Source organism: Dyella sp. BiH032, assembly GCF_031954525.1.
GTDB lineage: Bacteria > Pseudomonadota > Gammaproteobacteria > Xanthomonadales > Rhodanobacteraceae > Dyella_D.
The window spans coordinates 3913555-3938969 of the sequence record NZ_CP134867.1; the positions used below are offsets into that span (position 1 = coordinate 3913555).

The 25415-nt window shown below is 68.0% G+C and carries 20 protein-coding genes; 10 read left to right on the forward strand and 10 right to left on the reverse strand.

Annotated features, from left to right (window positions below):
- Window positions 1–4: 4 nt before the first annotated feature.
- The 4 genes from RKE25_RS17295 to pilV are packed head-to-tail and all read right to left on the reverse strand — an operon-like array spanning window position 5 to window position 6792.
- Complete coding sequence (locus RKE25_RS17295; RefSeq protein ID WP_311839338.1) at window positions 5–4108, reverse strand: PilC/PilY family type IV pilus protein; 4104 nt, start codon at window positions 4106–4108, stop codon at window positions 5–7.
- A gap of 32 nt (window positions 4109–4140) precedes the next feature.
- Window positions 4141–4806 carry a PilX N-terminal domain-containing pilus assembly protein gene (locus RKE25_RS17300; RefSeq protein WP_311839339.1) on the reverse strand — a complete coding sequence of 222 codons (666 nt, stop codon included), beginning with the start codon at window positions 4804–4806 and terminating at the stop codon, window positions 4141–4143.
- Between the two features lie 37 nt (window positions 4807–4843).
- Window positions 4844–6208 carry a PilW family protein gene (locus RKE25_RS17305; RefSeq protein WP_311839340.1) on the reverse strand — a complete coding sequence of 455 codons (1365 nt, stop codon included), beginning with the start codon at window positions 6206–6208 and terminating at the stop codon, window positions 4844–4846.
- The gene (gene pilV / locus RKE25_RS17310; RefSeq protein WP_311839341.1) at window positions 6205–6792 is read right to left on the reverse strand and encodes a type IV pilus modification protein PilV; all 588 of its coding nucleotides are present in this window, start codon (window positions 6790–6792) and stop codon (window positions 6205–6207) included. The genes RKE25_RS17305 and pilV overlap by 4 nt, the downstream gene beginning before the upstream one ends.
- A gap of 266 nt (window positions 6793–7058) precedes the next feature.
- On the opposite strand from pilV, the gene rapA reads away from it, so the two are divergent.
- A complete protein-coding gene (rapA, locus tag RKE25_RS17315) occupies window positions 7059–9896 on the forward strand; it encodes an RNA polymerase-associated protein RapA (RefSeq protein WP_311839342.1) in 2838 nt (945 codons plus the stop codon).
- A gap of 77 nt (window positions 9897–9973) precedes the next feature.
- Here the strand turns inward: rapA and RKE25_RS17320 are convergent, their stop codons facing one another.
- From RKE25_RS17320 to RKE25_RS17330, 3 genes are read right to left on the reverse strand one after another with little or no spacing between them, the layout of a single operon-like run.
- On the reverse strand, window positions 9974–10669 hold the full coding sequence (locus RKE25_RS17320; RefSeq protein WP_311839343.1) for an aspartate/glutamate racemase family protein: 696 nt from the start codon (window positions 10667–10669) through the stop codon (window positions 9974–9976).
- Between the two features lie 17 nt (window positions 10670–10686).
- A complete protein-coding gene (locus RKE25_RS17325) occupies window positions 10687–12048 on the reverse strand; it encodes an amino acid permease (protein ID WP_311839344.1) in 1362 nt (453 codons plus the stop codon).
- Between the two features lie 26 nt (window positions 12049–12074).
- Window positions 12075–12689 (reverse strand): rhomboid family intramembrane serine protease, encoded by a 615-nt coding sequence (locus RKE25_RS17330; RefSeq protein WP_311839345.1) that lies wholly within the window; start codon window positions 12687–12689, stop codon window positions 12075–12077.
- A gap of 697 nt (window positions 12690–13386) precedes the next feature.
- Between RKE25_RS17330 and RKE25_RS17335 the strand changes: the two genes are divergently transcribed.
- The 3 genes from RKE25_RS17335 to RKE25_RS17345 all read left to right on the forward strand — a co-directional run bounded on the left by RKE25_RS17335 (window position 13387) and on the right by RKE25_RS17345 (window position 18672).
- On the forward strand, window positions 13387–16149 hold the full coding sequence (locus RKE25_RS17335; RefSeq protein ID WP_311839346.1) for a TonB-dependent receptor: 2763 nt from the start codon (window positions 13387–13389) through the stop codon (window positions 16147–16149).
- Between the two features lie 106 nt (window positions 16150–16255).
- Complete coding sequence (locus RKE25_RS17340) at window positions 16256–17902, forward strand: M28 family peptidase (protein WP_311839347.1); 1647 nt, start codon at window positions 16256–16258, stop codon at window positions 17900–17902.
- An 89-nt stretch (window positions 17903–17991) separates the two neighbouring features.
- Complete coding sequence (locus tag RKE25_RS17345) at window positions 17992–18672, forward strand: NAD-dependent epimerase/dehydratase family protein (protein ID WP_311839348.1); 681 nt, start codon at window positions 17992–17994, stop codon at window positions 18670–18672.
- Window positions 18673–18750: 78 nt separating this feature from the next.
- Here RKE25_RS17345 and RKE25_RS17350 read toward each other — a convergent pair whose 3' ends face one another.
- The 3 genes from RKE25_RS17350 to RKE25_RS17360 all read right to left on the reverse strand — a co-directional run bounded on the left by RKE25_RS17350 (window position 18751) and on the right by RKE25_RS17360 (window position 21854).
- The gene (locus RKE25_RS17350; RefSeq protein ID WP_311839349.1) at window positions 18751–19395 is read right to left on the reverse strand and encodes a C40 family peptidase; all 645 of its coding nucleotides are present in this window, start codon (window positions 19393–19395) and stop codon (window positions 18751–18753) included.
- A gap of 289 nt (window positions 19396–19684) precedes the next feature.
- A complete protein-coding gene (locus RKE25_RS17355; RefSeq protein ID WP_311839350.1) occupies window positions 19685–20389 on the reverse strand; it encodes a YggS family pyridoxal phosphate-dependent enzyme in 705 nt (234 codons plus the stop codon).
- A gap of 40 nt (window positions 20390–20429) precedes the next feature.
- Window positions 20430–21854, reverse strand: a complete 1425-nt coding sequence (locus RKE25_RS17360; RefSeq protein WP_311839351.1) for a M20 family metallopeptidase — start codon at window positions 21852–21854, stop codon at window positions 20430–20432.
- A gap of 211 nt (window positions 21855–22065) precedes the next feature.
- Here RKE25_RS17360 and RKE25_RS17365 point away from each other — a divergent pair, with 211 nt between their 5' ends.
- The 6 genes from RKE25_RS17365 (at window position 22066) to RKE25_RS17390 (ending at window position 25383) form a co-directional block, all read left to right on the forward strand.
- A complete protein-coding gene (locus tag RKE25_RS17365) occupies window positions 22066–22383 on the forward strand; it encodes a helix-hairpin-helix domain-containing protein (RefSeq protein WP_311839352.1) in 318 nt (105 codons plus the stop codon).
- 299 nt (window positions 22384–22682) lie between these two features.
- Window positions 22683–23159 carry an SET domain-containing protein gene (locus RKE25_RS17370; RefSeq protein WP_311839353.1) on the forward strand — a complete coding sequence of 159 codons (477 nt, stop codon included), beginning with the start codon at window positions 22683–22685 and terminating at the stop codon, window positions 23157–23159.
- Window positions 23160–23166: 7 nt separating this feature from the next.
- The gene (locus RKE25_RS17375) at window positions 23167–23709 is read left to right on the forward strand and encodes a GNAT family N-acetyltransferase (protein WP_311839354.1); all 543 of its coding nucleotides are present in this window, start codon (window positions 23167–23169) and stop codon (window positions 23707–23709) included.
- Between the two features lie 13 nt (window positions 23710–23722).
- A complete protein-coding gene (locus tag RKE25_RS17380) occupies window positions 23723–24301 on the forward strand; it encodes a HutD family protein (protein WP_311839355.1) in 579 nt (192 codons plus the stop codon).
- 183 nt (window positions 24302–24484) lie between these two features.
- Entirely contained in the window at window positions 24485–24934 is a 450-nt protein-coding gene (locus tag RKE25_RS17385; protein ID WP_311839356.1) for a helix-turn-helix transcriptional regulator, read from the forward strand.
- Window positions 24935–24972: 38 nt separating this feature from the next.
- Complete coding sequence (locus tag RKE25_RS17390; RefSeq protein WP_311839357.1) at window positions 24973–25383, forward strand: VOC family protein; 411 nt, start codon at window positions 24973–24975, stop codon at window positions 25381–25383.
- The last annotated feature ends 32 nt before the right edge of the window (window positions 25384–25415 follow it).

A 25415-nucleotide genomic window follows, 5' to 3' on the forward strand; every position in this document is an offset into this window, starting at 1 on the left:
TCGATCATTGCGTAATCCCTCGCCAGGAACGGCGGCGCCAGATGGCGTCGTTGATGTTCAGACTTGTATTGCTGCCGCTGAGCTTCAGGCCCGGCACCATCACGGTGCCGCCGCCCACGGTCGTGACCAGTGGCACCGAGCCGGACGTGCGCGGATCGTTCACTCGGCCGCCCACCACATAGGTGCCCGTGTTGTTCCATGCGGTCACGCCAGGCGAGGAGATCCCGCCGTTGGCCCCGCCCGTCGCCGCGTTGACCACCATGATCGCGCCCTGGATGCTGGCATTGCACGGATCGTTCGTGCCGGGAATCAGGGTCTGGATCACCGCGCGGCCCGTGTCGAACAGCGCGCCCGGAGTCACCACCACGCGCTCGCCGGCCGACGAGGTGGACGGTCCGAGATCGAAGTACCAGCCCTTGTAGCTGGAAGGCACCGCGTTGTCGGTCAGGCCGCGGGCGACGCTCCTGCCGTCGTCGGCCGTCGTTTCGCTGAGCGTCTGCTTGACCAGCTGGGTGCGGTCCACGGTCACGCCGACGTCGCGGATGCCGTACACCGACTGCGTCGCCGCGCTGCCGCTGGTGTTGTCGCTCACGCCCAGGTACTTGCCGGTGCCGAACACCACGATGAAGCGGTTGGTGGCCGGATCCGCGAACAGGCGCGGCATGCTGGTGATCGGCTGCGTGCCGGCGGTGGCGGGCTTGAAGGCCAGCGTGATGGTCCAGCTGGCTGGATTGCTGGAGCTCAGGTCATAGCGCCAGAGATTGCCATCCAGATCGCCAGCGAAGGCCACGTCGTCGATCTGGTCGTCGTTGTAGTCGCCGAGCACCGGCGTCGCCAGGCCGTGGCTCTTGGCGCCACCGCTGTTCGCGTCCGGCGTCTTCAGCTCGCGGATCAGCTTGCCGGTCTGCGCGTCGAGCACGAACAGCGAGCTGAAGGTATTGGACGCGGCCGCGGGTGTGGAGCAATTGGCACCGGTGAAGGGCGACTTCGTGCAATCGGGGAAGTAGCCGCCCGGCACCAGCACGACCCACTTGCCGTTGTTCAGGCGGCCGATGTTGGGCTGGCCATAGGTGAAGCCGAGGTTCGACGGGTTGCCGCCCGGATTGTTGGCGGCGCCATCTGTCCACGCAGCCTGCGTCGGCGCGTCGGCATTGAATTCCCACAACACCTTGCCCGCCGCCATCGCGGTCGGGTCGGTGATATCGAGCACATACACGCCACGCCCGCCCAGCCGCAAGCCGCCGACCAGGATGGTGTGCCAACCCTGCGTCGTCGAAACCGGCGAGGAGGTGCTCTGGCTGAAGTACACGTCGCGCGTGACCGGCACGCCATCGACGGTGGGCATGAACTTGAAGTTGGACTTCAGCGTGAGATTGCCGAGATTGGTATAGGCCGAGCGCGGCACATAGGCGAACAGTTCCTTGCCGGCGTTCGCCGACGGCGTGGCATCGGCGTTCAGGGACGCGTCGAACGCGTGCAGCATGCCGTCGTTCGCTCCCACGTAGACCGTGGGCTTGCGGCTGAGGTTGTTCTTCACGAACGCTTCGTAGCTGTGGCAGGTCGACGGCGTCTGCGTGCCGCAATCCGATGCGTCGCCCGACATTGCGTTCTGCTCCGGCGAGTTCGTCGGCCAGATGTTGCGATAGCCGCTCGACGGGTAGCTCACGTAGACCGCCTGCGAACCGATGATCGCGCCGAGCAGATGGTTGCGGGGCCGGAACGTGGTGGTTTCCTTGCTACGCACGCCACGCAGGTAATCCAGGCGCGACTGGCCGGTGTCGTTGGTGGCATCGACGCTGCCAGGCTTGGTGCTGAGCAGCGTCTGGGCCGCACTATCCAGGCTCGTGAACGTCTTGAAATCCAGACCGCTCTTGAAAGAGCCGTCGGTGTTCTCGGCCGCGGTCAGGATGTTGCGCGCAGCCGGATCGGTCTTGTTGGCATCGTCCAGGATCGCGCCGGCATCCCAGGCCACCGTGGAGATCGTGCCGGTGGCACCGATGCTCACCGCCTGGAACGTGCCGCTCCAATCCGCGGAACTGTAGCCCGTGGCGAATCCCAGCGCGCCGGCCACCAGCACCGCCGAGTTCACCGCGCCAGTGTTCGCCGGAACGTTGCGGGCGCTGATGTTGGTCAGGATCGCACTGAGCTGATCCACCAGGTTCTGCGGGTTGCCGGCGCTGAAGTACGCGCCGCGGCTGTTGATCGCTGCGTGCCAGGTGTCGTCGATGCCCGGCGGCGAGTTGTTGGCAGGCGTGGTCCAACCCTTGGCGCCGGTCGAATTGACCGCGCCAGTGCGCAGCGCGCACAGATCGTTGGCCGCCTTGACCACGCAGTCGGGGTCATTGGAGAACGTCAGGTTGCCGGCGATGCCCAGGGTCACCATGTACTGGACCAGATGCGGCCAGTTGGCGGGATCGTTGTTGGGGTTGAAGTACTGCTCGAGCGCCGCCGAGGCGCCGGTCACCACGCCGGTGGTCTTGTCGGGCATGTATGGGGCCACGGACTTGCCGTTCGCCGGGTCGTAGAGATCCGGGCGCAGGTTGGTTGCCCAGTAATTGAACGCGATGTTGGCCAGCGACGAGGTGTACTTGTTTCCCTGTACGTCCCAGAACACACGGGACTCGGCCGCCGATGCCGAATATTTCGTGCCGTCCGGCAGCGTCTGCGAGGTTTGCGAGTCCGTGAACGGCGTAGGCAGGCCCGGGTCACTTTCGTTCCAGTAGCCGTCGGTGACCACCATGTGGAAGTTCTGGCGGCAGGTCAGCTCCAGGCCATCGGCGCCGGACTTGGCCGGCGGCTCCCAGTACGGATCGTGCAGGTCGCCCGAGGCGCCCGTATTGCCGTTGCCGCGCTGGAAGAACTGGCCGGCGCGAATGGTGGAAGCGCGCAGCGGCGTATTACCCGTCGCCGGCACCTGGAAGATCCAGTTGAAGAACGCGGAGCGATAGCAATTGGGTGGCGTTTTCACCGTGCCGGTCTGCCGGCCGGTCGCCGTCGGATCGACGCTGGAGGCCGTACATGCGGGCGAATTCGCGTCCAGCAGGCTGCTGATGATGGTGTCGTCCTGCAGATGGAAGGTATCGCTCGTATAGAGGTTCTGCCAGGCCACCCGGAAGGCGCTGCCGTAGCCGCCGCTCGAATTGGCCGCGCCGAGCTGGCCGAAGACGCGCGACAGCGCGGTACGGGTCATCAGGTTGCGGGTGCGGTAGTAGGCGTACCAGTTGGCAAAGTTCTGCCACTGGTTCACCTGCACGCCATTGATGGTCACCGTGGTGTTGGGGACCGCGACGGCTTCCCAGTTGCTGCTGTTGTAGAGATTGGTGAGGCCGGTGGCGGTCGGATCGCCATAGCTGTCGACGTCGATCTTCGGCGCCGTGCTCTTGTAGCGCCAGTAGAACGGACCGCCGTTGGGATACGTCTGGCCATCCGGGCCCTTCGTGCTGCCGTCCATCGGCGACGTATTGCCGTCGCCGCAACCCCAGCGGTTGTCGCTCCTCCTGCCCAGGACACCGGTCAGGTCCGTGGCTCCGGTCGGATCCGTGGAACCCTGGGGGTTGTTGTTATAAGCGCCCGTGGCATCCAGCGTGACCGGATTGCGCGGACGGTTGACCCCGATGCCGTCCAACGGAACACGAACCAGGCTCGCGTCGGCATTCGGAAAGGAGGTTCCGTCCGCCTTGACCGGCGGCAGATAAATCACGTTCGGGTTGTAGTACACGCCATTCATCGCACGCGAGCGGATGTCCGACGGATCGGTCACGCGCGGATCGATGACGCCGGCACAGCGCCAGCGGCCGCTGCCCCACCCCTTGAGGTCGAAGGGACGCGTATCGCCCATGTAGTTGCTGGCCATCGATCCCGAGTCGTCGAACGTCACCGTGATGTTCGGCGCCACGCCCTGCGTGAGGTTCGGCGGCGTGGGGCTGAGCTCGACCACGGAGTACGGCGCCGCAGTGCTGGTGGTGGCCAGGATGGTGCTGGACAGCACCGGCGCGAGCTGCGCATCGGCGGTCGGCACGAACGGCACCGACAGCCCGCCCGTCAAGGTCAGGCCGAGGCACAGCACGGCGATGCCGCGTGGACTGGAGAGAAGTTGGCGAATACGCATGGAGGTAGGACTCCGGCTCAAAAGGGTCGCGCTCAATTGCTCTTGGCGGCGAAGGTGCTTTCCATCACGCGCACCGTATTGCCGTCCGCGCCGGTGGCGCGCGCGGTGATGCGGTACACGTGGCGGCTGGTGCTGACGGTGCCACTGCCGCCGGTGCCGGTGGCGCCCGATTCGTGCAGGCCGCCGCTGGCGCCCGGAGGCAGTTCCACGCCCATGTCCTCGATGATGTAGACGGGGTTCTTGGCGAGCTTGGCGTTCTTGTAGCTGGGGTCCGTCGCGGTGAAGTCTGTCGCGCCGTCGGCACCCTGGTAGGTGGCCGCGCCGTCCGTCACCCAGGTCGTACCGGTGCGGAACTTGGTGACGATGCCGTTGGGCCCGTAGACGGCGGCATTGCTCGGGTCGTAGCGATAGCAGCTGCCAGCGAGCACGCCCGAGCCGCACAGCAGCGGCGTGCCGGTGAGCTTGGTGGTGCTGGTCCACAGCTTCCATTCCACGCCACGCAGGGTGGTCTCGGCGCTCATGTCTGCCAGGCTGGAGTTGCGCAGGCCACCGGCCATGCGCTCCTGCAACAGCGAGCGGCCCGACGCGCTGACCGCCAGGATGGTCAGCAGCACCAGGAAGATCAACGCGACGATCAGCACCACGCCGCGCTGGCTCTTCGCGCGCGGCAGGTGCGGACAAGAACGTGCGTACGTCATGCGATTCCCCTTCTTACGGCAACCCGGCGCCTGTGCGTCACGGGTTGAAATTGCGAACGGACACCAGCGCCGTGAACTCGCGGCGCAACATCGGATCCACGAAGCCCTGGTCGCTCGGCTTGATCGGATGGCCGGACGGCGCCGTCGCCGTGGTCTTGCCGTCGATGCCGTAGGTGTAGGCCAGCTCGGGGGGCGTGAGCGTGTACAGCGGAATCTGCCCGTCGATCACCAGATTCATCTCGATGCTGGCGACCGCGCGCCATAGGCAGCCGGCCGAGGTGATCTTGTTGACCTCGCCGGGCGGGCAGCTGATACCGGTGGCCGCATCGACGTCGCCGGCGGTGAGGTAGCGCACCTTGCCGTCCACATCCTGCACGCCATAGCGGAAATCCAGGCGCTCCACGCCGCGTACCAGCTCGTCTTCGCTGCCGCCGGGATTGGCGGTGCCGCCGTTCACGCGGCGCATCAGCGCGCCGGTGGTCTGGCCGTTGCCGTTGTCGACGACCTTCACGTAGTAGGTGACGGTCTGGAAGTCGCGATTGAAGTCGAACAGCTTCGGCGCGGAGAGCGGCTGCTGCGGCGCCGGCGCGGCCCAGTTCCTGGTGCTGTCGGGCGTCAGCGTGGCCGAGCCGCTCTTGGTCACGGCGAACACCTGCGCATTGGAGCAATCGGCCAGCATGGCCATGTCGCCGGAGGTGAAGTCAGTGGCCGGCGGCTCGCTGGATGACGCCGGCGCAATGCTGATGCTGGTGATCGCCGAACCGGTCGACGCCGCCGTGGCGATGGTGGTGCCGCCGCTGCCGATGGCCCAGCCGCGGTCGGCGTTGACGTAGCGCACGGTGATCACGTCGGTGCCCTTGACGCGATCACCTACCGCCGTGCCCATGGCAGGAATAGCGGCTACCAGGGAATGAGGATCCATCGGCTTGCAACTGGCCGAGGTGATCCCGCAGTCATAGCCCCGCATGAACATGTAGGAGGGCATCGAATACTGCGCGGACGGCGCCACCGGATAGGTATTGCTGCCGCTGGTCGCGCCCCACTTCGTCGTGAGGTCGGGAATGGCGGTAGTGACGTCCTTGGCGTACACAATCGGCGTGCGCAGGCCGTCCAGGTATACCTGCGAAGCCGCCGCCGGCTTGGCCACGCCGCCGGAGTTGGTGCAGTACTGGCCGTTGGCCATGCTCAGGTCCTGCTTGAGCCGCGTGACCGCGAAACGGCCTTCTTCCTGCAGGCGCGCGAGCTGCGTCTGCGCACGATTGCTGCTGGAAGTGGAATTGAAGATCGCCACCACGCCGCCGGCCACGATCAGGCCGAGCGTCATGGCGACCATCAGTTCGACGAGGGTGAGGCCGCCCTGGCGGGAGCGGGCGGATGCGATGGGATGCGCGAAGGTCGTCACGGCTGGAAGGTCCAGGAGAAAGACGTCTGTTTGGCCACGGAGTTGGCCTGATCACCGGTTTGCTGTTCGTCCCAGCTGATCTTCATCCTGCACAGGCCGCCGTACGGCGGACGCATGCCCACCTGGCCCGGATCGGCCGGCGTCGCGGCGGTGGCGCCTGACGCGGGCGTGCCCAGCGTCCAGCCCGCCGGCGTGTAGCCCGCCTTGCTGGCATCGCAGCTGATGCTGGCGGTGACATTCGGCAGGAAGGTCTGCAACTGGCGGCTCCAGGCGCGCTGGTCGGCCGCGGCCAGGGCCTGCGGGGTGCAGCCGGCACTGCAATCGTTGTTGGCGGCGCTGCTAGCGCCCACGGGATAAGCAGCCGAGTTGTAGAACCCGCTCCACACGCCCACCGGATTGGCGCCCATGCGGTCGGCCATGGTGCTGGCCAGGAAGGTGACCTGGGTGCGCTGGTAAGCGGCGTGGTTGGAACGGGTCGCCATGACCAGCAGGCCGGCCAGGCCGATCAGGCCGACGCTGAAGATCAGCACGGCCATCAGCACTTCGATCAGCGAGATGCCGCGCTGATGCGACAGACGAAGCATGTCGGATTCTCCCCTTGAGGCGGCACATACTCTCAGGATCGCCCTACCCGGCCGCCAGCGATGGCCGACGAACGGTGCGAATCGTCCGACGAGCGGCGCAACTGAAAGTGGGCATTTGCGCCGGCTCGCAGCACAAGCGAGAAGTCCATCGCATTCCCGCTGGCCTCTTCATGGCGGGGGCCGAACCGGCCATCGCGGCCTTTGCTAGGCATCCGCGCTCCACGAGCGGATAATTGCCGACCCGTTTCACAGAAAAAGCAGCGCCGATGTTCGTACCAGGTCAACGATGGATCTCCACCGCCGAACCCGAACTGGGCCTCGGCACTGTGCTGCGGGTGGAGGGACGCGGGGTGCAGGTGTTGTTCGCCAAGGCCGGGGTGCTGCGGCCCTATGCGGTGGACTCGGCGCCGCTGGTACGTGCGGAATTCCGCGCCGGGCAGCGCGTTTCCGGCAAAGGCATCGCCTTTCTGGTCGAGCGGGTCGAAGTGAAGGACGACCTGCTGGTCTACCGCGGCGAGGGCCGCGAACTGCACGAGGGCCAGCTGGACGACGAACAGAGCGTCAGCCAGGCCGACGACCGCCTGATCGGTGGCCGCACCGACCCGGTGGCGCGCTTCGACCTGCGCCTGGAAGGCCTGCAGCGCCGCGCCGAGGCCCGCCGCTCCGCCGCCTGGGGCCTGGGCGCCGCCCGCATCGGCCTGGTGCCGCACCAGCTGCGCGTGGCCGGCATCGCCGCCGCCCGCCGTCCGCCGCGCGTGCTGCTGGCGGACGAGGTGGGCCTGGGCAAGACCATCGAGGCCGGCATGATCCTGGCCCGCCAGCTGGCCACCGGCCGCGCCCAGCGCGTGCTGGTCCTGCTGCCGGACACCCTGGTCTACCAGTGGTTCGTGGAGCTGCGCCGACGCTTCAATCTCAGCTTCGCCATCTACGACGAGGAGCGCTGCGAAGCGCTGGAACTGAACGACGACGGCAACCCGTTCGAGGACGAACAGCTGGTCATCGCCGACTTCGCTTTCCTCGAACAGAACCCCAAGCGGGCCGAGCAGCTGCTGCAGGCGCCGTGGGATCTGCTAGTGGTGGACGAGGCGCACCATCTCGCCTGGACGCCCGAAGCCGCCAGCCCGCGCTATGCGCTGGTGGAGCGGCTGGCCGCGGTCACGCCTGGGGTGATCCTGCTCACCGCCACACCGGAACAGCTGGGCCGCAGCGGTCACTTCGCCCGCCTGCGCCTGCTCGATCCGCAGCGTTATCACGATCTGTCCGCCTATCTGGCGGAGGCCGACACTTTCCAGGAGCTCTCCCGCATCGCCGATCGCCTGCTCGACGGCGAGCCGCTGGACGCGCCGCAGCTCGCCCGACTGCGCGAGGCCTTCGCCGGCGACGACGCTCTGCTCGCCCGCCTGGCGGACACCACCAAGGCGGAAAACGCGCGCGAGCTGATCGCTGCGCTGATCGACCGCCACGGCACCGGCCGCGTGATGTTCCGCAACCGCCGCGCCGGCATCGGCGGCTTTCCGCAGCGCGTGCCGGTGTGGCACCTGCTGGAAGCCGGCACGCTCAGCGCGGACGGCCGCCAGGCGCTGCTGGCCGAATTCCATGCGGACATCCAGCAGCCGCCGCCGGCGCTGGAGCTCGACTACTCGGCCGATCCACGCGTCGATGCACTGGTCGCCCTGCTGGACGCGCATCCGCAGGACAAGTTCCTACTCATCTGCCGCAGCCAGGCCAAAGTGCTCGCGCTCGAAGAGGCGCTGCGCACCCGCAGCGGCGTGGGCGTGGCGCGCTTCCACGAAGGGCTGGGGATCGTCCAGCGCGACCGCAACGCGGCCTATTTCGCGCAGCCGGACGGCGCGCGCCTGCTGATCTGCTCCGAGATCGGCTCGGAAGGCCGCAACTTCCAGTTCGCCCACCGCCTGGTGCTGTGGGACCTGCCGCTGGATCCGGACCTGCTCGAACAGCGCATCGGCCGCCTGGACCGCATCGGCCAGAAACATGACATCAGCATCCACATCCTCACCGTGGCCGATAGCGCGCAGCATGTGCTCGCACGCTGGTACGACGAGGGCGTGGACGCGTTCCGCATCAGCCCCGCCGACGGTCGCGAGCTGCTGCGCCGCTACGGCGAGCCGCTCGCGCGCCTGGCCGACGAGCACGCCCGCGGCGACGACAACCGCGACCAGGAACTGGACGTGCTGCTGGCCGAGACGCGCGCCAGCCACGAGGAAATGGCCGCGCTCATCCGCGAAGGCCGCGATCATCTGCTCGAACTGGCGGCCAGCCGCGACCTGCATGCCGCCGAACTGCAGCAGGCCTTTTCGCGCGAAGACAACGACCCGGGCCGCGACGATTTCATCCAGCGCCTGCTGGAGCAGTTCGGCATCCACGCCGAAGAGCTCGGCGGCCGGGTGCTGCTGCTCGACCCGCAATACCTCTCCACCGACGCCCTCCCCGGCTTCGCCGAGGGTCCCCTGTCGGTGACCTTTGCGCGCGACGTCGCGCTGGCCCGCGAGGAACTGCCGCTGCTGCGGCTGGATCACCCGATGGTGGGCGGCGCCATGGACCTGGTGCTGTCGGGCGAGGAAGGCAACGCCGCCTTCATGGTGGACGACACACTGCCGCCGCGCACCGCGTTGCTGCAGGCGGTGTTCCTGCTCGAATGCGTGGCCGACCGCAAGCTCGACGCCGAGCGCTTCCTGCCCACCCAGCCGGTGCTCGTCACCGTGGATACGCGGCTGGCCGAGCGTGCCGATTTCCAGCCCAGCGAGGTGTCGCTGCGCAAGGCGGCCGATCGCAACATCGAGGTGCCGCGCTACCGCAAGTTCCTCGCCAAGCTGGTGCCGCCGATGCTGGAGCGGGCCGAGGCGATCGCCAGCGAGCGCGCGAAAGCGAGCATCGACGGCGCTGTGGCCACGGCTACCGACACGCTCGATGCGGAGTTGTCGCGCCTGCTCGCGCTGCGTGCGGTGAATCCCGCGATCAGCGAGTCCGAGATCGCCGCCATCGCCGGCGAACGGACGGCCCTGCTCGATGCGCTGCCTCAGTCGCGCCTGCGGCTGGATGCGGTGCGCTTCGTGGTGAGCGCAGACTTCCTCGCGTTGCGCTGAGAAGGCGAACGGCGAACATCCAGCGACGGATGTCCGCCGTATCGCGGGCCGGCTCTACGGCCCGCGCCTTTTTCACGCTATTTGACCAGCGCGAACTCCACCGCCGCCGCCGCGTGCAGCGCGGTGGTGTCGAACAGCGGCACCGGGCTGTCGTCGCGCCCCACCAGCAGGCCGATCTCGGTGCAGCCCAGGATGATCGCCTGCGCGCCGCGCGCGGCGCAGTCGACCATGATCTCCCGGTAACGCTGTCGTGACGACTCGCGCACGATGCCGGCGCACAGTTCCTCATAGATGATGCGGTGGACGTCGCGGCGCTGTCCCTCGTCCGGCACGATGCAGCGCACGCCGTAGCGATCGCGCAGGCGCGCGCGGTAGAAGTCCTGTTCCATCGTGAACGCCGTGCCCAGCAGGGCGACGCGATCGAAGCCGGCTTCGCGCAGTGCCGCGCCGGTCGGGTCCGCGATATGCAGGAAAGGTAGCGGTGTCGCCGCGACGATGGCGGGGGCCACTTTGTGCATGGTGTTGGTCGCCAGCACGATCACCTGGGCGCCGCCGGCCTGCAGGCGCCGCGCGGAAGCGGCCAGCAATTCGCCGGCCCGCGCCCAGTCGCCCTGGCGCTGCAGGGCCTCGATCTCGCCGAAGTCCAGGCTGTCCAGCAGCACGCGCGCCGAGCGCAGCGGCCCCAGGCGATCGCGCACGCCGCGGTTGATGAGCTGATAGTAGACGACGCTGGATTCCCAGCTCATGCCGCCGATCAGTCCTATCGTTCGCATCGGCGGCTCCGGGAAAGTCAGGCGGCCCTGGGCTCGAACGCCCGCATGCGGTCGCCGATGCCGAGGAAGCGATAAGCCAGCGACAGCAGCACGATCCACGCCGCGCCCACGTAGAGCGCGACGCGCGTATCCGGGCTGTAGCCGAGCATGAACAGCACGAAGCCCAGGAACAGCAGGCAGACCACGCTGCTGGCCGGCCACGCGCGTAGTGCGAAGGCGGTGGCGCCGTGGCGGCGCCGGAAGCTGAAGTGTGCGATCAGCACCATGGCCCAGGTCCACACGGTGTTGAAGGCCAGGATCGACATCATCATCGCGAAGATGCGCTCGGGGACCAGGTAATTCAGCAGCACGCCGAACACCAGGCAGGCCAGCGTCACCAGCACGCCGCGCACCGGCACGCCATGCTCGCTCACTTTGTCGAGGAAGGCCGGCGCCTGCCCCTTCGTCGACAGGCTGTACAGCATGCGGCTGCCGCTGAACGTGGTGCTGTTGAAGCCGGACAGCGCCGCGGTGATCACCACGAAATTGATCAGCCCCGCCGCCTGCGGGATGCCCAGCTTGGCGAAGGTGGTCACGAACGGGCTGCCCTGGGTGCCGAGCTGGTTCCACGGGTAGATCGCCATGATCACGAACAGCGCGCCCACGTAGAAGATCAGGATGCGCCACAGCACCGAGTTCACCGCGCGCGGAATCGTGCGCTCCGGTTGCGCGGCTTCGCCGGCCGCCATGCCGATGGTCTCGATGCCGCCGAAGGCGAACACCACCACCGGCAGCGCCAGCACCATGCCGGTCACCCGGTTGGGAAACCAGCCGCCGTGCGACCACAGGTTCGCCAGGCCCACCGGCTGGCCGCCGTTGCCCCAGCCCACCCAGATCATGCCGGCGCCGCCGAGGATCATCAGCACCACCGTAACCACCTTGATCAGGGTGAACCAGAATTCCATCTCGCCGTAGACCTTCACCGCCATCAGGTTCAGGCCGCCGATCATGGCCACGCTGCCGAACACCCAGATCCATTGCGGCAGGTCGGGGAACCACTGCTTCATGTAGATGCCCACGGCCGTGCTCTCGGCCATGCCGACGCCGACCATCAGAATCCAGTAATTCCAACCCGTGAGGTAACCGGCGAACGGCCCCAGGTAGCGGTGCGCGTAGGTGCTGAAGGAACCGGCGACCGGATCGTGCACGGCCATCTCGCCCAGCGCGCGCATGATCACGAAGATCATCGCGCCGCCGACCATGTACGCGAACAGCACCGACGGTCCGGCCAGGTTGATCGCATTGGCGGAACCGAGGAAAAGACCGGCGCCGATCGCCATCCCCAGGGCCATGAAGGTGATGTGGCGGGGGGTGAGCCGGCGCTGCAGGTGCTGAGTCATCGAAAATACCGAGGGAGAAAGGAACGTCAGCGCATCAGGCGCCGGCGCGGCTTGATGGGCAGCTTGCCGCGCCAGTACTGGATCAGCACGAAACCGCCCAGCATGCCGCCCAGGTGCGCAAAGTGGGCGATGCCGGGCATCCAGCCGGTGGTGCCCGAAATCAGCTCCAGCAATCCGTAGCCGGTGACGAACAGCCAGGCGGGAATGGCCGCGGGAATCGGGAACACGATCAGCCGCTCCTGCGGCCACATCATGCCGAAGGCCAGCAGCAGGCCGAAGATCGCGCCCGAGGCACCGACCGTGGGCGTCTGGAAATCCTGCGCGACATAGCGCAGCCACAGCAGTTGCAGCACGGAGGCGGTCAACAGGCAGACGAAGTAATACAGCGTGAAATTGCGCCCCCCGAACAGCCGCTCGATGCGTCCGCCGAACATGAAGAGCGCGTACATATTGAAGAACAGGTGCAGGAAACCGCCGTGCATGAACGCATTGGTCACTACCTGCCACGGCTGGAAGTAACCACTGCCCAGCGGCCACAGGGCGAACGGCGCCGCCAGCTCGGGCATCAGCCACTGCAGCAGGAAGACCGCCGCGTTGGCGATCAGCAGGTTACGGGTGGCCGGGGGAAGGTCGTAGAACATGGGGTAATCCGGGAGCAGCCGCCCAAGGGTAGCGGCTGCGGCCCCACGCCGCCATCGACGGCCGGAAAGCGCCCGCAACAACCTGCGACAATGCGCCACATGCATGCCGCGGAGCCTTGCGGGACGCGGTGCGGTGGCGCTGCAACAGGTTACTTCCGGCCGGATGGCGACGGCGCGGACGGCCACCGCTGGTTGACATCGCTCGACGGCAATGGAGAAATCGGCGTCCACACGGCGAGTCCCCACCGCCGTCGTCTCCATGCAGGAATACTTCTCGCCGTGACTATCCAGGGCCGCCGCCACACCGCCAGTGCCACGCATCGCATGCACGCGATGTGTTGTCGCTGTCGTCGCTGATCGCGCGCCGCCCTCCGTCCGGGCGCCACGTCCGGACGTCCCCAGCAAGCCAGCGCCGTTTCCACGCGCGCATGCCGGATACCACGATGCCTTCCGTCTTCGAATCTTCGCCCGCGAGCCGCTTTGCCGTTGCCGTCCTGGCCGGCATGCGCTGTTGTCGCCGCGGTTGACCGTTCTTCCGGTTGATCCGTCCGCCCGGACGGCGACCGCAGGCGTCCCCGCGCCTTAACCGCGCCGCACCCCGGCGTCCTCCCCCACGCAGCTCCCCCGCTGCATCCCCATCGTCCCTGATGCCTGGCCCCGCGCCGGGAGGGACGCGTCTACAGGAATGCTTCACCAAATGCACAAGCCCAGCCTGCTCACGCTCGCCATCGCCACGGCGCTCGCGCTCTCCGCGCCCGCCACGCGCGCAGAGGAATCGTCATCTCCGCAAGACGGCAAGACACTCGAACAGATCACCGTCACCGGCTCGCGCATTCCGCGCGTCGACGTCGAAGGCCCGTCGCCGGTGCTCACCATCAGTGCGTCCGACATCCAGGCGCGCGGTTTCCGCAGCGTCTATGACGCGCTCAACGCACTCAGCCAGAACACCGGCATGACCCAGGGCGAAGACTTCGGCAACACCTTCACGCCGGCCGCCAACACCATCAACCTGCGCGGACTGGGCCCCAACCACACGTTGGTACTGGTCAATGGGCGCCGAGTGGCGGATTACCCGGTGGCGTACGACGGCTCGGTCAACTTCGTGAACCTGGCCAACCTGCCGGCGGTCATGATCGACCGCATCGAAGTGCTGACCGGCGGCGCCTCGGCGGTCTACGGCTCGGATGCGATCGCCGGCGTCGTCAACGTGATCCTCAAGCAGAAGGCGAACGGCATCGACGTGGATCTGCGCGCCGGCGGCACGCAGGGCGGCGGTGGCGCGAACCAGCGCCTGCAGATCGGCGGCGGCCACCGCTGGGGCAGGCTCGATGCCGTCTTCGGCGTGGAGCTGACGCGTCGCGAGCCGATCTGGGGCACCGACCGCCGCTTCATGGACTCGCTTGCGCGCGATCCCAGCCTGGCCGGCCAGCCGACGCTGCCGACCGCCGTGTTCTATCGCCGCGATATGAGCACGGGCCGCTACATCGATCCCGGCGCGGGCACGTGCGAAGCGCTGGGCGGCCTCTACGGCGGCACCGTGCGCCGCGCCTACAACCCGCGCCTGGGCTACTACTGCGGCAGCGATCGCGCGCCGCCGACCTTCTGGACCGTGCAGACGCAGCAGCGCAACGTCAACGCCTATACGGGCCTGCACTATCGCCTGGACGACGACACCGAGCTGTTCGGCGACTTCATGCTCGGCGTCGACCGCATCCGCAACACCACACGTGCGCCGAGCTGGATCTCGCTCGCGGCCGAAGGCAGCTACTTCGTCAACGGCAATACGGGACAACCGGAACGCTGGTACCGCCGCTTCTCCCCCGAAGAGATCGGCGGCCGCACGCAGGCCGGCGGACGCTTCTTCGAACGCGCGTGGAACGCGACCGTGGGCGTGCGCGGCAAGCTCGGCAGCCACTGGCGCTACGAAGCGGCGTACAACCGCTCCGAGTACGACAACGTCACCACCCGCCGAGCCTTCCTCGCCGGACTGGACGAATACTTCCTGGGCGAACGCTCGGGCACGGCGGGCGGAACAGCCGTCTATACGCCCGATCCCGCACGGCTCTATCAGCCGCTGACGCCGGATGCATGGGACCGGCTCACCGATACCTACGCCAGCCACAACAACGCGTGGGTGCAGACCTTGAGCCTGAGCGCCAACCATGACGACCTGTTCGCCCTGCCCGGCGGCTCGGCCGGTTTCGCCGGCGTGATCGAAGCGGGCAGCCAGGGCTATCGCAACACGCCGGACGAACGCTTGCGCGAAGGCGTGTTCTGGAACAACAGCGGCAATCTTCCTTCCAGCGGCACGCGCGACCGCTACGCCGCAGGCGCGGAACTGAGCCTGCCGCTGCACCAGCGGCTCATCGCCACGCTGGCCGGCCGCTACGACAGCTACGCCTACGCCGGCCGCCACGACCGCAAGGCCACCTGGAGCGCAGGGCTTGAGTACCGTCCCGTGGATTCGCTACTGCTGCGCGGCAACGTCGCCACCAGTTTCCGTGCGCCGGACATGAACTACATCTTCGCCAGCGCGACCAACGGCTACATCCCTGGCCTCACCGACTACTACCGCTGCCGCGTCGCGGGCCAGCCCTTCGGCAGCTGCGACTTCGCCAACCAGAGCATCAACTACACCAGCTACGGCAGCGACAAGCTGAAGGCGGAGAACGGACGCTCCTACAGCTACGGCGTGGTGTGGTCGCCCGGCCGGCAGTTCGATCTGTCCGTCGACTACTACCACGTGCGCATCGACAACGAGGTCACCAACCTCAGCGCCGATGGCGTGCTGCGCGACGAGGCCGACTGCCGCCTGGGCGCCACGCAGGCGGGACAGCCTATAGACATCGCTTCGCCGCAGTGCCGGGCCACGCTCGCGCGCGTGCAGCGCAACGCCGCTAACGCCGTGGATCCGCTCACGGCCACGCGCATCTACGTCAATCCGATCAACGCGGCCAGCGAACGCACCAGCGGCATCGATGCCAGCGGCAACCTGCGCTGGGGCAACGCGCGCACCGGCGATTTCGCCCTGCGCCTGAACTACACGCTGGTGCTGAAGCACGAGTACCAGCAGTTCCCCGGCGGCACCGTACTGGACCTGCGCAACGGCGCCGGGCAGAGCGATTCGGGCAGCACGTACGAGTGGCGCAGCAAGCTCAACGGCAGCCTGAGCTGGAGCTACCGCAACGTCACCACCACCCTGTACGGCGTGCGCTACGGCAGCTTGCTCAATACGGATCAAAGCGGGCGGATCGCGCCCTACTTCCGCTACAACGCCAGCGTGGCATGGCGCATCAACGACCGCGCGAGCGTCTCGCTGATCGTCAACAACCTGCTGGACAAGGCGCCGCCGCGCGACCGCACCGGCAGCGGATGGCCGTTCTATCCGGTCGGCAACTACGATCCTTACGGTCGTCAATGGTGGATCGAGGCGAGTTACCACTTCGGTTCCCGCGGCTGATCGCACGAAGCTGCGCGCCCGCTGCAGAGCGCATGAACTTGCGCGTTTGCAGCGGGCCGCGACGCGGGTACATTCGCGCCTGTCGCCGTGCAGGGAATACGGGGAAATGCGCCGCTTCTGCTCCATCCTCGCCATGTGTGCCGCCGTAGCCGCGTGCCAGCATCCGTCGACGCCGACGCGCGACGGCGAAAGCGCGGCGAGCTTTTCGCCGGGCATCATGCCGGAGGATTTGGCCGTCCATTTCCACGCCCTGTCCGCGCCGCCCATGCGCGATCGCTCGCCCGGCGGCGAAGGCGAACGCCGTACCATCGATTACCTCATCGCCCAGTTCCAGCGCATGGGCCTGCAACCCGGTGCCGGCGACGGCTGGACGCAGGAGGTGCCGTACGTGCGCAGCTCCGTATTGCACCCGGAACGCATGACGCTGCGCATCGATGGCGGCACGGAACCGCTCTCGCTCGCCTGCGGCATCGACATGGTCGCCAGCTCGCCGGCCAATCTCGCGCACGCGGCGATCGAACATTCGCCTGTCGTCTTCGCCGGCTATGGCATCGACGACCCGGAGCAGGCCTGGGACGATTACGCAGGCCTGGACCTTCGCGGCAAGACCGTGGTGCTGCTCGCCAACGATCCGGGCTGGGCCACGCGGGACCCCGCTCTGTTCCGCGGGCGTACGCCAACGTTGTTCGGCTCCTGGCGCTACAAGCTGGAACAGGCCGCCCGGCATGGCGCGGCCGCGGTGTTCGTGGTGCACGACGAAGCAGCGTCCGGCTATGCGTGGAACGCATTGCGGCAGCGCTGGGGCAGCCCCTGGTACAACCTTCCCGGCGACGCGGCCGCCATGCCCGCGATCGCGGGCTGGCTCAGTGACGGCGCCGCGCGCCGCCTGTTCGCAAGCGCGGGCGCGGATTTCCAGGCCCTGCGCATGGCCGCGCAGCGACGCGGTTTCCGGCCCGTCGCCCTCACCGCGAACGCAAGCCTCGCCTTCGACAACAGCGTCAACCGCGGCGTGTCGTTCAACGTACTTGCGCGCCTGCCGGGCACCCAGCGCGCGGACGAAGTGATCGTGTATGCGACGCACTGGAATCATCCCGATCCGCGCGACAGTCAGTCCCTGCATGGCGTGGCCGAGAGCGCGGCGGGACTTTCCGGCCTGCTCGAATTGGCCGAAGCCTTCGCGCATCGCGCACCGAAACCGCACCGAACCCTGCTGTTCGCCGCGCTCGCCATGGAAGAGTCGGGGCAACTGGGATCGCGCTGGTACGTCGATCACCCGCCCGTTCCGCTGGAACGCACGGTGGCGGAGATCCAACTGGATGCGCTGCCATGGATGGGACCGAGCCGCGACCTGGACGTACTCGGCTACGGCGAGTCCCAGTTGGACGACTATCTTGCCGACGCCCTGCGTCAACAGCACCGCAGCCTGACGCCGGGCGACGACCAGCCCGACACGCTGTTCCGCTCCGACGCACTCAGCTTCGCCACGCGCGGCGTGCCGGTGCTCTATGCGCGCTCCGGCCTGGACCTCCGCGACGGAGGCGACGCGGCCGGGCGCAAGCGCTACGACGACTATCTCGCCGCCAGCGGCATCGCCCCGCCAGCGGACGGGTTGGCGACCTGGGATCTGCGTGGACTGGTGGAAGATCTGCGCGCGCTGTTCATGGTCGGCGGCCGGCTGTCGATGGAAACCACGTATCCGCAGTGGAAACCGACCGCGAGCTTCCATCGCCCCGTGATGGCCGTCGCGCGCTAGCGTTTTGCCGCACTTTCCGGCGCCCGCCGTTACGCGCGGCGAAAGCATGGCATGGCAAGCTGGCGGGGTAGTCGCCCCTCGCCACGCCCATGACCGAATCGCCCCGCCACGTCCTGCTCGCCGGAGCCACCGGGCTCACCGGCGGCTACGTGCTGCGCATGCTGCTCGCCGATCCCGCCGTCGCCCGCGTGGTCGCGCCCACGCGCCGCGCGCTGCCGCCGGCCCCGCGCGTGGAGAACCGGGTCGGCTTGCTGCACCGACTATTGCCGCAGTTGCAGACGCCGGTGGACGTGGCGATCTGCTGCCTCGGCACCACCCTCGCCCGGGCCGGGTCGCGCGAGGCCTTCCGCATGGCCGATTACGACCTGCCGCTAGCGGTGGCGCGACGGGCACGTCGCCTGGGCGCCCGGCATTTCCTGGTGATGAGCTCGCTGGGTGCGGACCCGGCATCGCGCGCGTTCTACACCCGCGTCAAGGGCGAACTGGAACAGGCGCTCATCGCGCAGGCTTGGCCCCAGCTGACCATCGTGCGGCCCTCCCTGCTGCTGGGGCCGCGGCAGGAATTCCGGCTCGGCGAAGCGCTTGCGGCACCGCTGTCGCGCCTGTTGCCGCGCCGCTGGCGCGGCATCCACGCTGAGACCGTGGCCCGCGCGCTGTGGCGGCTGGCCAGCTCCGAGGGCAGCGGCGTGCGCATCGTCGAGTCCGGCGAATTGCACCGTATCGGCCATGCGGAATCGGGACCGGGCCACGAGCGTTCCTCCGCGGATTGAACGCGCTGGGCGGCTCATGACGCACAAGAAAAAAGGCCGCCCTGGGGCGGCCTTGGACTGCGGAAAACCTTCTGGCGATCAGCCGTTCTGCGCCATGCCCTCGGGACGCTTGGCGCCGGCGAAGCGCTTGGCCCAGTAGGCCTCGTCGAGGCTGTCCACGCGCACGGTCTTGCCGCGCGAAGGCGAATGGATGAACTGGCCGTTGGCGATGTAGATGCCCACGTGCGAGACACGACCGCCGCCGCGGCGACCGCCGGCGGTGCGGAAGAACACCAGGTCGCCCGGCTGCATTTCCGCGCGATTGACCTTCAGGCCCGCGAGGAACTGGCCGGCTGAGTTGGTGGGCAGCTCCAGGCCGACGGCATGCGCGAAGACGTAGCGGACGAAGCCGCTGCAATCGAAACCGGTGGAAGGATCGTGGCCGCCACGCACATAGCGAATGTCGCGCAGCTTCATGGCCAGTTCGATCAGGGACTTGCGGAAATCGTCGACGTTGCCTGCATCGGCATCCGCGGTCTGGTCGGCGACCGGGGCGGAAGGCAGCGCGGACTGGGAAATCATCTGGGCCGGGGCGAAGACCGAAAACTGGGTCATCAGCGGCGGGGTGATCGTGGCGACGGCGGCGTTAGCCTGGGACGGTCCGCTGGGGCTGGCGAAAACGGGGCCGGAGACGAGGGCAACGGCGGCCAGCGCGGAGAGGACGGTCAATCGCTTGATTGGCATGCGGGAAAAATCCCTTTGCTGTTCACGGGATTGGCCGTCGGATGTGTCGACGACCGTGACGAAGGCGTGAACTTAGCAAAGCGATATAGAACGTATGTTCGATTGGGGTTAACTGAACCCTGCGGTTTCAAAAAGCTGAAAGCCTCAGAAACGCGTGGCATCTCCCTGAAAACAACGGCAAAACGCTGCAGCTCCGCAGCGGGCCTAAGAATTTTTCCTAGTTAACCAGTGTCGCGGGAGTGTGACGGAGGTCCGTAACAGGTCCGCTGCGAGGCCGCAGCCGGATGCGTCAGGCGCGGCGGCCGAAGATCGCGGTGCCGATCCGCACTTCGGTGGCGCCCTCGGCGATGGCCAGGGGGAAATCGCCGCTCATGCCCATGGAAAGCCGTGGAAGGTCGTGCCCCTGGGCCGTCATGCGATCGCGCAGCTCGCGCAGCAGGCGGAAGCAGGCGCGCACGGGCGCCGGGTCCTCCGCGTTCACGGCCATGGTCATCAGGCCGCGCACCCGCAGGGTGTCCAGGTTCCGCAGGGCGGCCAGGAAGGCCGGCAGTTCGTCCGGCGGCAGGCCGTGCTTGCTCTCTTCCGGCGACGTTTTCACCTGGATCAGCACTTCGAGGGCGCGGCCCTCGGCCTGAAGGCGGCGATCCAGTGCCTCGGCCAGGTCCAAGCGGTCCAGCGACTGCACTTCGCTGGCCAGCCGCGCCACGTCCTTGGCCTTATTGGTCTGCAGATGGCCGATCACCACCCACTCGATGCCGCAGTCGGCCAGCGGGCCGGCCTTCTCGCGGATTTCCTGCACCTTGTTCTCGCCGAAACGATGCAGCCCCAGCGCGACTGCCGCGCGGATGGCATCGGTGCCGAAGGTCTTGCTCACCGGCAGGATGGACACCTCCGCAGGCGCGCGGCCCGCGTCGCGGCAGGCCGCATCCACGCGCTCGCGCACGGCCGTCCAGTTGGCACGGAGATAACCGAAGTCGTCGTTCGTTTCGCTCATGGGACGCAAGCACGCGCCGCCCGTGGGCGGCGCGATCCGCTCAGGCCTTGCCGGCCTGTTCGAAGTGGCGCGCCACGACCTCGGCCACCACCATGCTGACCTTCTTGCCGGTGGGGATGTGCAGGAATTCATTCGGCCCGTGCGCGTTGGAGTGCGGGCCGAGCACGCCGGTGATGAGGAACTGTGCCTGGGGGAACTTCTCGCCCAGCATGCCCATGAAGGGGATGCTGCCGCCCTCGCCCATGTAGGCGGCCGGAGCGCCGAAATGATGCTGCGAGGCGTCGGCGACTGCCTGTTCCAGCCATGCCGACAGCTGCGGCGCGTTCCAGCCGCTGCCGTCCTTCTCCAGCTTGAAGCTGACCTTGGCGCCGTACGGCGGGTCCTTCTCCAGCAGCTGCTTGACGAAGCGGCCGGCCTCGGCGCCGTTGAGCGTCGGCGGCACGCGCAGGCTCAGCTTCACCGAGGTCTTCGGGCGCAGCACGTTGCCAGCGCTCTCCAGCGGCGGCAGGCCGTCCGCGCCGGTCACTGCCAGCTGCGGGCGCCAAGTGCGGTTGAGCACCAGTTCGGTGAGGTCCTCGGTGACCGGCTTCATGCCCGCCACGAAGGGGAACTTGTCGTAGATCGCGGTGCCGAGCACCTTCGCCGCCTGCTTCGCCTGCTCCACGCGCTGCGCGGGCACGTCGACGTAAAGTTCCTTCGGCTTGATCGCGCCGGTCTGCGGATCTTCCAGGCGCGACAGCAGCTCGCGCAGGATGCGGAAGCTCGACGGCACCACGCCGGAAGCGTCGCCCGAATGCACGCCTTCTTCCAGCACCTGCACGGTCAGCTCGCCGCCGGTCATGCCGCGCAGCGACGTGGTCAGCCACAGCTGGTCGTAATTGCCGCAGCCGGAATCCAGGCAGACCACCAGCGACGGGTTGCCGATGCGCGTGGCGAGGTGGTCCACGTAGTACGGCAGGTCGTAGCTGCCCGATTCCTCGCAGGCTTCGATCAGCACCACGCAGCGCGCATGCGGTACGCCCTGCTCGCGCAACGCCAGCAGCGCCGCCAGCGAGCCGAAGATGGCGTAGCCGTCGTCGGCGCCACCGCGGCCGTAGAGCTTGTCGCCCTTCAGCACGGGCGTCCACGGCCCCAGGCCCTCGGCCCAGCCGGTCATCTCCGGCTGCTTGTCGAGGTGGCCGTAGAGCACCACGGTGTCGTCGTTCTGCCCCGGCACCTCGATGTAGATGAGCGGCGTGCGGCCTTCCAGGCGCACCACTTCGAGCGTCGCGCCCGGCAGCGCCGACAGCTTGGAACGCGCCCAGGTCTCCATCAGCTTCACCGCGGCGTCCATGTAGCCGTGCTCCACCCACTTGGGGTCGAACATCGGCGACTTGTTGGGAATGCGGATGTACTCCACCAGCTGGGGCACGATCTCGTCATCCCACAGGCCGCTGACGAATTTGGACAGACGAGCGGTATCCATGAGGGACTCCTGGGGAAAAGGGGAAAGCGCGCATTGTATCAGCGCCCTCCGAGCGCCCGCCGACACGCGCGTAGGCGACGGCGCACGCACGGCACCGCCACAAGCCCACGACGCGAAACTGGCAACGCCGGCAGCGATGCACCACGTGCAGCGGGCATCGTGATGGGGCGGCGCGGAGGCGCCGCGCTTCCACCCATACGAGGAGATTTCCATGTTCCGCAAGCTTGCGATCGCCGCCTTCGGCCTGGCCCTGGTCCTGCCGCTGCACGCCGCCACGCCGGTCAACATCAACACCGCGGACGCCGTGGCCATTGCCAAGGCACTGGACGGCATCGGCCCCGCGAAGGCGGCCGCCATCGTGGCCTGGCGCGAAGAACACGGTCCGTTCAAGAGCGTGGACGAAGTGGGCCAGGTGAAGGGCGTCGGTGCCGAAACCCTGGAACGCAACCGTTCCGCCATCCAGCTCTCGGGCGACGTCGCCAAGGCGGATGCGCCGCCCAAGGCCAAGGCGAAGAAGAGCGAGGAATAACTTCCCGCCGATGGCCGGCGGCAACCCCGGCCCGCCAGACAACCGCACGCTATGGGAGTCGCACCCTGGAAAACATGAGCCGGGCGGCCGGGCGCGCGGGCGTCAACCCAGGCACCGGTCGGTGGGCGGCCCTGCCGTCGCCGCCCATGGACACTGGAAGAGCCCGCTTCGATCAACCGTTTACCTCCGGCGCGGCCCTGGCGGGCCGCGCCGGATGCGCCTACACTCCGCCTTCACGTCCGCCCGCCCGGGCGGAGCCGCTCAGGCCCCATGCAGCGCAACCATCCGCTTTCATCGCCATGATCCTGCCGCGTTACCGTATTGCCGCCTCGGGAATCGGCGGCGCCGGCAAGGGGCTGTTCCTGGAGGAAGACGTCGACGCCGGGCGCATCGTCACCGCGCCGGACGCGATCGACCGCACCTGGAGCCTGGCCGAGATGCTCGGCTCGCCCGAGCTGAAATCCCAGCTCCACGCCAGCGCCCGCTGGTTCGAGGACCGCTACACGCTGTCCCCCGACTGGCCGGACGAGTGCTACATCAACCACAGCTTCGATCCCACCGGGCTGTGGCACCTGGGATTCGTGTTCGCCCTGCGGGACCTGCCCGCGGGCACCGAGATCACCGTGGATTACCGCCACCTCCTCCCGCCCGGTCAGGAAGAGGACTTCATCGACGCGGCCACCGGTGGGAAAATCGTCGGCCTGCCATGGGCCGAGAGCCTCGCCTCGAGTACCCGAGCCCTCGCTAGCCTGCTGGCCAGCACGCACGCCCATTGATCCTGCGATGTTCGACATACCCACTCTCGAAACCGCGCGCCTGCGCCTTACCGCCCTCTCCGCCCGCCATTTCGACGACTACGCCGCGATGCTCGCCGACCCCACCAGCACCCGCTGGGTGGGCGATGGCGAACCGCTGGACCGCGGTCACGCCTGGCGTTCGCTCGCGATGCTGCTCGGCCACTGGCAGCTACGCGGCTACGGCATGTGGGCGCTGGAACTGAAGGACACCGGCGCCTTCGTGGGCCGTGCGGGCCTGATGAATCCGGAAGGCTGGCCGGACATCGAGCTGGGCTGGATGCTGCGGGCCGAGTACCGCCATCACGGCTACGCCACCGAAGCCAGCGCGGCCATCCTCGATCACGCCTGGAACCAACTGCGCGCGCCACGCGTCATCAGCCTGGTGCGGGTGGGCAACGAAGCGTCCGACCGCCTGGCCGAGCGCCTCGGCGGCGAACACATCGAAGACATGGATTTCTGCGGCGCCTACAACCACGTCTTCGCCTACTACCCGCCGTTCCGCGAATCGCGCCGCGCCGCCTACGCCTGAGCGCGCCGGCATCATGAGCGCTTTCCGCCCGGTGCCCGCCTCGGCGCAACGCACGGAAGCCTGGGCCAACGACGCGGGCACCACCACCGTGCTGGACAGCGGGCCCGATGCCGCGGAATGGCGTTGGCGCCTGAGCATCGCCAGGATCGACCGCGACGCCGACTTCTCTCCCCTGCCCGGCGTGCGCCGCCGCTTCGCGCCGCTCGACGCGCCGGTGACGCTCACGTTTCCGGGCGGACGCGAGAAACATGTGTTGCGCCTTGAGACGTTCCGCTTCGACGGCGCGGACGTGCCGCACGCGCAGCTCGGCGACGGCCCGACACGGGCCTTCAACCTCATGTTGCGCGACGGCGCCGAAGGCGAGCTGATCGCGCGGCCGCTGACCGGCGCGATGGTCCTCCCGCTGGCGCGCGGCACGCGCTGGTTCTTCCATCAGCTGGCCGGCCGCGCCCGGCTCGATATCGCCGGCGAGACCATCGAAGCCGAACAGGATGCATCGTTCTGGATCGAAGCCACCGGCACGCTGCGCATCGAAGGCGGCGGGGAGGTGGTGCTGGTCCGCATCGAGGATACGGCGTCTCCGGGCGCGTAACGGTCGCCGGCGTACGGCACCTCGGCACCACGAAACGAAGTTCTCCGCGAACGCGCCTTCGCACAGCACCGCATGACGGCCGGCGTAGAGATGCCATGCCCGCCAGATGGCCATCGCGAAGCAAGCCCAGGCAGCATGCCTACGGACTTGAGCCCATCCCTCACGCATGACACGATCCGGCGAATGACCCGCTCTCCCGCCGAGGACCTGCACCTGCGCGATCTCGCCCGGCTACGCCGCGTGCGCGACCGCATCGACCGGGAATACGCGCAGCCGCTGGACGTCGAAGCGCTCGCGCGCGGCGTGCACATGTCGGCAGGCCATCTCAGCCGCCAATTCCGGCTCGCCTACGGCGAATCGCCCTACGCCTACCTGATGACGCGGCGGATCGAGCGCGCGATGGCGCTGCTGCGCCGTGGCGACCTCAGCGTCACCGACGTCTGCTTCATGGTCGGCTGTGCCTCGCTGGGCACCTTCAGCACGCGCTTCACCGAACTGGTCGGCATGAGCCCGAGCGCCTACCGGCGCCAGGAAGGGCTCGCCACCGAGGGCATGCCGTCCTGCGTAGCCAAGCAGGTCACGCGACCGGTCAGGAATCGAGAAGCGCCGGTCGCCGAACCGAACGTAGAGTGACCGCCACGGCCACCGCCGTTCACTGGGAACCGATCGACATGAACCTTTCCATCCATTCCACCTTTCTGCCGCATACCGACGCGGAAGCATCGCTCGCCTTCTACCGGGACACGCTCGGCTTCGAAGTGCGCAACGACGTCGCCTATGGCGGCAAGCGCTGGATCACCGTGGGCCCTGCCGGCCAGCCGGGCACGTCCATCGTGCTGACCCCGGCCGGCATCACGCCGGGCCTGACGGACGACGAACGCCGTACCATCGCCGAGATGATGGCCAAGGGCACGTACGCCATGATCATCCTGGCCTCCAAGGATCTCGACGGTACGTTCGAGCGCATCCAGGCCACCGGCGCGGAAGTCATCCAGGAACCGACGATGCAGCCCTATGGCGTACGCGACTGCGCCTTCCGCGATCCGGCCGGGAACCACGTGCGCATCAACGAAGTTCGCTGAGCGGCGAACTGCACCGCGCCCGGCACCGCGAC